Consider the following 7,624-nt stretch of genomic DNA (forward strand, 5'->3'; position numbering starts at 1 on the left):
CTATAACCCCACGCTGGATGCAGCCCTGGTGCGGCTTGCAGGGATTTTCCCGGCCCGGGGCGTGGGGTTCATCTTGGGGGCTCTGCAGGGCCTGAACGGGATCCTGCTGTATCTGCTGGCCGTACGGGTTTTGCCGGGTGAGGGATGGAAGAAACAGCTGGCCAGCCTGGCCCTGGCTGTGGCCGGTATGACAGGGGCAGGGGGACTGGCCCAGGTGGGGACCACCTTTTACGACGCGATCATCAGCCTGGGGGTTCTGGGATCTTTGCTGGCGCTGGTGGCGGGATGGGACCTGTGGATCCGCGCATCCTTGCGCCGGGCTTTCCCCCTGATCCTGCTGGCCGGATTTCCGGTGGGGGCAGCGATGGGCCTGAAGCAGCCGTCGGTCATCTACTGCATCGGGCTGTGCCTTGCCCTGTTGACCCTGCCCGTGCCGTTCTGGCGGCGGCTGTTCCTGCCGTTTTTTTTTGGCCTGGGGATCCTTCTGGGTATCGCTGTGTTTTCGGGCCACTGGATGGTGTTCCTGTACGAGCGTTTCGGCAATCCCCTGTTCCCCTATTTCAATGACCTGTTCCAGTCGCCCTGGGCTATGGCCAAGGATTACCGGGATACGCAGTTTGTGCCGCGTGACTGGCTCCAGCGCCTGTTCCTGCCGCTGTATTTCGCGCTGGATACAAAAAAGGTGGGGGAGATTGTCTTCCGGGATTTCCGCATCCCGCTGCTGTTCGTGACCCTGCTGGCGGGCGGCCTGTGCGCCCTGTTGCGTCGGCAAAGGCAGGGCAGGACCGGTTTCGTCCTGTGGGCCATCGGCCTGTCATACGGTGCGTGGGTCCTGATGTTCTGCATCTACCGCTATGCCGTGTCGCTGGAGATTCTGGCTCCGCTTGGCATTGTCCTCGCCATCGGTTTGTTGCCCCTGTCCTCGCGGATCAAGGTATGGAACAGCGCGGCGCTGCTCCTGGTGCTGATGGCAATCACGGTGCCAGGCACCTGGGGCCGCGCACCGTGGAGCGACCGGTTTGTGGAGGTTGCCGTGCCAGACTACACCCGACCCCTGAAAGACAAGACGATGCGCGTGTTGATGACCGGATACCAGCCATCGTCCTGGGTTATCCCCTCCTTCTCTCCAGAAATTTCCTTCATCCGGATCCAGAGCAATTTCACAGGACCGGGCGAGAAGAATGCCTTCAATGACAGGATCCGCGCCGTCTTGTCCCGGCCTGTGCACTATCAGTATGTGCTGTTCGTCCCGTGGGAAGAATGGGCTGTAGCGCCGGCGCTGGCGGCGTACGGCCTTGCTGCTGACAGGGCCTCCTGTCAGGATGTAAACAATAATCTGGGCGAAATTCTTCGTTTCTGCAAAGTCACCGGAAAAGGTCCATCATGAGTACTCTCTCCATCGCCGTCATCGTTCCCTGTTACAACGAGGAAGCCGCCATCGGCAAGGTGGTGCGGGATTTCCGCGCAGCCCTGCCGGGTGCCACAATTTATGTCTATGACAACAACTCCCGTGACTGCACGGTTGAGGTGGCGCGCGGGGCCGGAGCCATCGTGCGCACGGAAACCCTGCAGGGCAAGGGCAACGTCATGCGCCGCATGTTCGCCGATGTGGAGGCGGACGTGTACGTGCTGGTGGACGGGGACGACACCTATGACGCCGCCAGCGCGCCCGCCCTGGTCAAAAAACTGCTGGATGAGCGGCTGGATATGGTGAATGGCGCGCGGGTCACCGACATCCAGGCGGCGTACCGGCCCGGGCACCGGCTGGGCAACGTGGTGCTGACGGGCATGGTGGGCCTGATCTTTGGCAGCCGCTTCAGCGACATGCTGTCCGGCTATCGCGTGTTTTCACGCCGGTTTGTGAAGACATTCCCGGCGCTGGCCCGGGGGTTCGAGACGGAGACCGAGCTGACCGTCCACGCGCTGGAGCTGCGCATGCCCACGGCCGAGGTGAAAACCCCCTACAAGGACCGTCCGCCTGGCTCGGTCAGCAAGCTGAACACCTTCCGGGACGGATTTCGCATCCTGCTGACCATTGTCACGCTGGTGAAGGAGGAACGGCCCCTGCAGTTCTTCACCGCCATTTTCGCGGCCCTGGCCCTGCTGTCACTGGGCTTTGGTATCCCGGTGGTGATGGAGTTCCTGGACACAGGCATGGTGCCCCGGTTCCCCACAGCCATCCTGGCCAGCGCCCTGATGCTTCTGGCCTTCCTGGCCCTGACCTGCGGCCTGGTCCTGGAGACGGTGACCCGGGGGCGGCGGGAGATGAAGCGGCTGCGGTATCTGGAGATACCAGCCCCGGACAGTCAGGATCAACGGATAATGGCCATCTGACTTCAGCTTTCTCCGCTTCCGGTGCTCACGTACTACGTGTACGCTCCGCTCCGGTTCTCGAAAGCCTTGTCATCTGGCTCATTCTGCGTTGACCTGGACATGTCCGGCAGGTGCTATGAAAAGACATCAATCTATTTTTATCCATACCGCCCGCCAGTTTCTGATGTTCGCCGCCGTGGGGACCATCGGTTTTCTGGTGGATGCGGGGACGCTGTGGCTGGTGATGCAGGCCGGAGCCGGGCTGTACAGCGGGCGTGTGCTCTCGTTCCTGGTGGCGGCCACGGCGACCTGGGCCCTGAACCGGCATTTCACTTTCCGTGGCCCACATCATGGCAGCCGGGCGCGCCAGTGGCTGGCGTTCCTGTCCGTCAACGCGCCGGGAGGTCTGGTAAATTACGGTGTCTATTCAGGGCTGGTGATGTTTGTCCCGCTGTGCGCTGCGTATCCTGTCCTGGCCGTGGGGGCCGGATCCATCGCTGGCCTTGTGTTCAATTTTACCGCCAGCCGATGGCTCGTATTCCAGCCCCGGCCAGAAGGGCTCAATGAACACTGAGAGGCTCCATCTGGTTGTCCCGGATGGTGGCAAAGGCCTCGTCCCGCGTTCCTGTCAGGACCGTCAGGGCCGTGCCGTCAGCGGCGTGGACAGAGAAGGCCTTTTCCCCGCTGACCACCACAGGCCTGATATAGGCCAGGCTGTTCACGCCCAGGGCGGCGAATTCGCCGGACGGCATGGGCAGGTCTGCATACGCGTACGTTCTCGTCCTGGTTTCCTGTTTCATGGCACCCTCCTCGCCCCATGAACGGGGACTTCATCTTCCATTATACTTTTTTATCCTGACTTTCGACAGAGATACTTTGGCTGGTCTGTCCCTTGTCGGTACTCCGGATTCGGATGGTCCGTACGGACTTTTCGGGAACCGGCCGTTTCAGGTCGATGTGCAGCAGGCCACAGTCCAGGCTTGCGCCCGTGACCTCAAGGCCTTCTGCCAGGACAAAGGTACGCTGGAACTGGCGGGCGGCAATACCGTGGTGAAGGAAAACGCGGCCCTTGTCCTCCTCTTCCTGTTTGCCCCGGATGACCAGCTCCTGGCCTTCCTGGTGGACGGCCAGGTCTTCGGACCGGAATCCGGCCACCGCCAGGGTGATCCGCAGGCCATGCTCCCCCGTCTGTTCGATGTTATAGGGGGGATAACCCTCGGCAGACGAGCGGGACACGCGGTCCAGCATCTGCTCGATGCGGTCAAATCCGAGAACAAGAGGGCTGTTGAAAAGCGAAAGACGTGAAGCCATGGACATGTCTCCTCTCCTGAGCGAGCCATTTTTTGCGCGGGCCCGGACCATCCGGCACCCTGAAGTGCGGCCCGGTTCCGTTATGGGCAACCGGGCCTTTATTACAGATGGGAGCCGGTCCGGCGGGTTTCAAGACCGGAATGAAGCCGCATTAGGATTTCTGAAACTATTTTCCTGTTACATACTGGGGGCAGGGTATTGACAGGTGAGGGTGGAGATCATGGCGAACCCGGTAAACAAAATGGCTCCTCTGGCCCTGGCGCTCCTTGCGGCCTGCAGCGCTGGCAGGAACCTGCAGCCGGACGGAACCGTCGGCCCGGAAAACGAACACTGTCCCACACCCAATAACGGCATCCGGGGGAATCTGGGGACAGGGTTCCTGATTGACTCGGTCCAGGTCATTGGCAGCGCCATCTACAACGGGGGTGCAAACCTGCAGACCTGCCCGGTTATTGTCGAGAACTTCGACCCGAAAACGTTTATCGTGGTGGTGGATACCCGGGGCCATGCAGGCCTGTTCACCCGGGCTAAGCCCTTGAAAATGCACCTGGCCCTGCTGGACAACAAGTTCAGCATGGAAAACGACCAGGGAAAAACAACACTTACCCAGGAGCAGGTGGATTTCATCAGGACCCTGCAGCAATTCTTCCTGCGCAAATATGCTGACAGGCTGCCCGAGCATCTGAAGATCCTTTATCCCGGCCTGCATGTGGTGAAAGAAGTCATGGCCGACCGGGATCCCGGAAAATCCGATATCTTTGCCTCGAACAAAGGCGTGACGCTGCAGGAAACAGCCTGGAAGACATGGACCGTGCCTCTGGGCGACGGAAAGAAAAGTATCCCGGGAGTCCGGGGCGCCGTCCAGGTGATCCATCCGCTGGATCCGCGGACCGGTATGGGACGGAAGACGGAATATCACCTGCTGGTGTCGCCGAAGGACCCGAAGGATGTGGGCCTGGTTCCTCCTGTCCAGGTCCTGACCAATGAGGATCTGGGGCCGGCCGGCCAGAAATTTGTAAAGGAAAAATGGGGTATGGACCCCCACGCCCTGCCGCCGTTCACGTTGGCTCCGGCCACGCTCGATCCGGCCGAGGTCAGGGCCGTAAAGGAGATGATGCGCTATCTCCCCCCGGGATTACCTGCAGATCAGATGAAAACGCTGCGCGAGGAGCTGGGAGCCACTGTAGCAGGCCAGAGTCAGGCCGGAACCCTTGACGCTTTCATGAAAGGTTTCCGTGAAAAAATGCAGGAGAGTGGGGTGTCTCCGGCTCCGGAAGGTGACGGACAGACCCGCCAGCGTCTTTCCGGCAAGAACAGGGGACCCCAAGCCCCTGATCCCGGTCGTGAGGCCAGAAAAAGGGCCAAAGAGGACAATGCAAAGAGAACTAAAAAGGCTGAAGCCAAGGGCTTGGGCACTATCAGCCTGTAGGAAAAAACAGCCTGCCAGGCGGCCATTATCCGTTTGATTGTCAATACGCCCTATTTCTTCTTCCGGAATGAATCCAGGGTAATCACCTCGCCCGTTTTGCGGGGGCCGGATTTTCCGCCCCCGTCCGGCGGGGGCTGGTCCCCGTCTGTTTCACCGTCATCCTCCCCGTCATCGCCCGCGGCCATCTGGAACTGCAGGGCAAAGCTGACTGACGGGTCGGCGAATGTGACGATGGCGCTGAAGGGGATCGTCAGGCGCTCCTGCATTCCGCTGAAACTGAGGGTGACGCTGAAGGCATCGCTATCCGCCTGCAGCCCGATGAACTGGTGTTGCAGGACTATGGTCATCTCATCCGGATACCGGGCCCGCAGGTAATCGGGCATGATCACGCCCGGAAAGCCGGTGCGGAACGAGATATAGAAATGATGGTTGCCCGGAAGGCCGTTCTGTCCCGCCTCCTGCAGGGCGTCGCGCACCATGCCGCGCAGGGCCTTTTCGACCATCAGGTCGTAACGCAGGACTTCATCTGACATTAAAAACCAGACCTCCGGAACCGGAAGGGGAAGAAGGTGGGGGGCTTCTGTTGCCCGGCGCCCCCCGTGCCGCGTGTAACAGCTGCGATCAGGCAGCTTGAGCTACACGGCGCTCAACGTTGTCGTTGGCATTTGTAGTATAGCCCGATAACGGCGGTACCATGCCGGGCAAAAGCCATGTCTTTACCGCGCACGTCGATCCTGTTTCGCCCCCGCCGCCCTGTCCGCCGGGGTGCCAGCGGGCAGGGGGGTGGAGGCGCCGGGTACCGCCCCCGGGTCCGTAACGCTTATTCCACAAGGCGTTTATCGCCATAGCCGGGAAAACCCAGCATCTTCAGTATAGGCTTTTTCCCGTTTTTTTCAAGGAGAAAGGTTTGCACAGCCCTGCCATGATCATGCCAAAGTCGGGGTTCAGCCTGTTTTCAGTGGCAGGAGGGGTATCCCGTGCGCAACGTTTTCCATCAGGTTCTGGTTGTGGCCGCAATGATTCTGGCCTTCATTCCGCAGGCCCGGGCCGCAGACGCTGTGACTTCCGCCGCTCCGCCAGCTGCTGAACTGCCCGCCCCGGACCGGCAGGCCGATTCTGTCGTCCGGTCCTTCAGCCGCATCAATGAACAGGTCCAGGAAAGCCTGGCCGCCCCGCTGACCGGAGATGCGGACCAGGATTTTGCCACCGGCATGATCGCCAACCAGCAGGCCGCCATCGATATGGCCGGCGTTGTCCTGAAACACGGCGACGACCCGGAAATCCGGTCTCTGGCCCAGGATATCGTCCGCGACCAGGGGCGGGAGATGAAGATCCTGAAGGCGTGGCTGGAGCGCAACACGGGTCAGTAGACCCCCTCCATAACCCTGACTGCAGCGGACGCCTGCTGCGTCACGGCGGTCCTCGGATCCTCACGTACTTGCGTGTACGCCCCGGTCCTGTGGTCCTCGTTCCTGACATTCGTCTGGCCGCAGCGGGTTCTGAAGCGGGTCCAGGCCGGTACAGCCACAAAACCTCTCGTCATCTGGGTCATTCTGCGTTAATTGATAACAGACCTTGACCTGTCTGCATCGGACATGAAGGGACAGCAATGAATTCCCAGTCTGCCGCAATGACCCCTGTTGCCCGCAGGCCGGGCCGGATCAACGGGATCGGCCTGTGGACCCTGTACCTGAAAGAAGTGCGCCGCTTTGGCAAGGTCTGGTCACAGACGCTGCTGGCCCCGCTGGTAACAGCCCTGCTGTTCCAGCTGGTGTTTTCCATAGCCCTGGGCGGGTCGGAACGGCACGTGGGCGATATTCCCTGGATGCTGTTCCTGGCGCCTGGTCTGGTCATGATGTCCGTCATGCAGAATGCCTTTGCCAACAGCGCCTCTTCCCTGGTTATTTCCAAGGTGCAGGGGAATATCGTGGATGTCCTGATGCCGCCGCTGTCCCCGCTGGAACTGGCCGCAGGATACGCCCTGGGTGGTGTGACGCGGGGCCTTGCTGTAGGGGCAGTAACAGCTGTGTGTCTGTGGCTGTTCTGGCCTGTGGCGCCGCACAGTATCGGGTTCCTGGTTTTCCATGCGGTCATGGCGTCCCTGATGCTGGCCGTCCTGGGGATCATGACCGGCCAGTGGTCCGAAAAGTTTGATCACATGTTTGCCATCACCAATTTCATCATCACACCCCTGTCGTTCCTGTCGGGAACTTTCTACAGCGCATCCCACATGCCGGAAGGGTGGCGGTTCCTGGTGCACCTGAACCCGTTCTATTACCTGATGGACGGCTTCCGCTATGGCTGGACCGGCCATACGGACGGCGGTCTGTGGACAGGAATTGTCGTGGTGTCCGGTGTCACGGCTGTCCTGTGTATCCTGTGCTGCATCCTGTTTGCGCGGGGGTACCGCCTGAAAGCATGACCGAAACCCCGGCTGACATCACCCTGTCGCGTGACGATACCGGCCGGACCATCCTGGCCCGTGGATCGTGGAACCTGGACCGGATTTCCGCGCTGGCGCAGCAGACTGACGGAATTTCCGCAGGGGAGGGGGGGAAGACAGTCCTGGGC

At 60.9% G+C, this 7,624-nt stretch carries 10 protein-coding genes; 6 read left to right on the plus strand and 4 right to left on the minus strand.

Annotated elements, in window-relative coordinates:
• The 3 genes from M3O22_07625 to M3O22_07635 all read left to right on the plus strand — a co-directional run.
• On the plus strand, positions 1–1,387 hold a 1,387-nt coding region (locus M3O22_07625), incomplete at its 5' end, for a hypothetical protein (GenBank protein MDP9196615.1).
• Positions 1,384–2,334, plus strand: coding sequence for a glycosyltransferase family 2 protein (locus M3O22_07630; GenBank protein ID MDP9196616.1), 951 nt, complete (start codon positions 1,384–1,386; stop codon positions 2,332–2,334). The genes M3O22_07625 and M3O22_07630, both read left to right, overlap by 4 nt.
• Positions 2,335–2,449: 115 nt before the next feature.
• Entirely contained in the window at positions 2,450–2,887 is a 438-nt protein-coding gene (locus M3O22_07635; GenBank protein ID MDP9196617.1) for a GtrA family protein, read from the plus strand.
• Here the strand turns inward: M3O22_07635 and M3O22_07640 are convergent.
• Together M3O22_07640 and M3O22_07645 are read right to left on the minus strand one after the other, a co-directional pair.
• A complete protein-coding gene (locus M3O22_07640) occupies positions 2,874–3,113 on the minus strand; it encodes a DUF1150 domain-containing protein (GenBank protein MDP9196618.1) in 240 nt (79 codons plus the stop codon). The genes M3O22_07635 and M3O22_07640 overlap by 14 nt on opposite strands.
• A 40-nt stretch (positions 3,114–3,153) precedes the next feature.
• Positions 3,154–3,624 (minus strand): Hsp20 family protein, encoded by a 471-nt coding sequence (locus M3O22_07645; GenBank protein MDP9196619.1) that lies wholly within the window; start codon positions 3,622–3,624, stop codon positions 3,154–3,156.
• A 241-nt stretch (positions 3,625–3,865) separates the two neighbouring features.
• Here M3O22_07645 and M3O22_07650 point away from each other — a divergent pair, with 241 nt between their 5' ends.
• Entirely contained in the window at positions 3,866–5,053 is a 1,188-nt protein-coding gene (locus M3O22_07650) for a hypothetical protein (GenBank protein ID MDP9196620.1), read from the plus strand.
• A gap of 50 nt (positions 5,054–5,103) precedes the next feature.
• Here the strand turns inward: M3O22_07650 and M3O22_07655 are convergent, their stop codons facing one another.
• A complete protein-coding gene (locus M3O22_07655; protein ID MDP9196621.1) occupies positions 5,104–5,586 on the minus strand; it encodes a ClpXP protease specificity-enhancing factor SspB in 483 nt (160 codons plus the stop codon).
• A gap of 444 nt (positions 5,587–6,030) precedes the next feature.
• Between M3O22_07655 and M3O22_07660 the strand changes: the two genes are divergently transcribed.
• The gene (locus M3O22_07660; GenBank protein MDP9196622.1) at positions 6,031–6,423 is read left to right on the plus strand and encodes a DUF305 domain-containing protein; all 393 of its coding nucleotides are present in this window, start codon (positions 6,031–6,033) and stop codon (positions 6,421–6,423) included.
• On the opposite strand, the gene M3O22_07665 is transcribed toward M3O22_07660, so the two are convergent.
• A complete protein-coding gene (locus tag M3O22_07665) occupies positions 6,417–6,596 on the minus strand; it encodes a hypothetical protein (protein MDP9196623.1) in 180 nt (59 codons plus the stop codon). The genes M3O22_07660 and M3O22_07665 overlap by 7 nt on opposite strands.
• A 66-nt stretch (positions 6,597–6,662) precedes the next feature.
• Between M3O22_07665 and M3O22_07670 the strand changes: the two genes are divergently transcribed.
• A complete protein-coding gene (locus tag M3O22_07670; protein ID MDP9196624.1) occupies positions 6,663–7,475 on the plus strand; it encodes an ABC transporter permease in 813 nt (270 codons plus the stop codon).
• The last annotated feature ends 149 nt before the right edge of the window (positions 7,476–7,624 follow it).

The organism is Pseudomonadota bacterium, assembly GCA_030775045.1.
Lineage (GTDB): Bacteria > Pseudomonadota > Alphaproteobacteria > JALYJY01 > JALYJY01 > JALYJY01.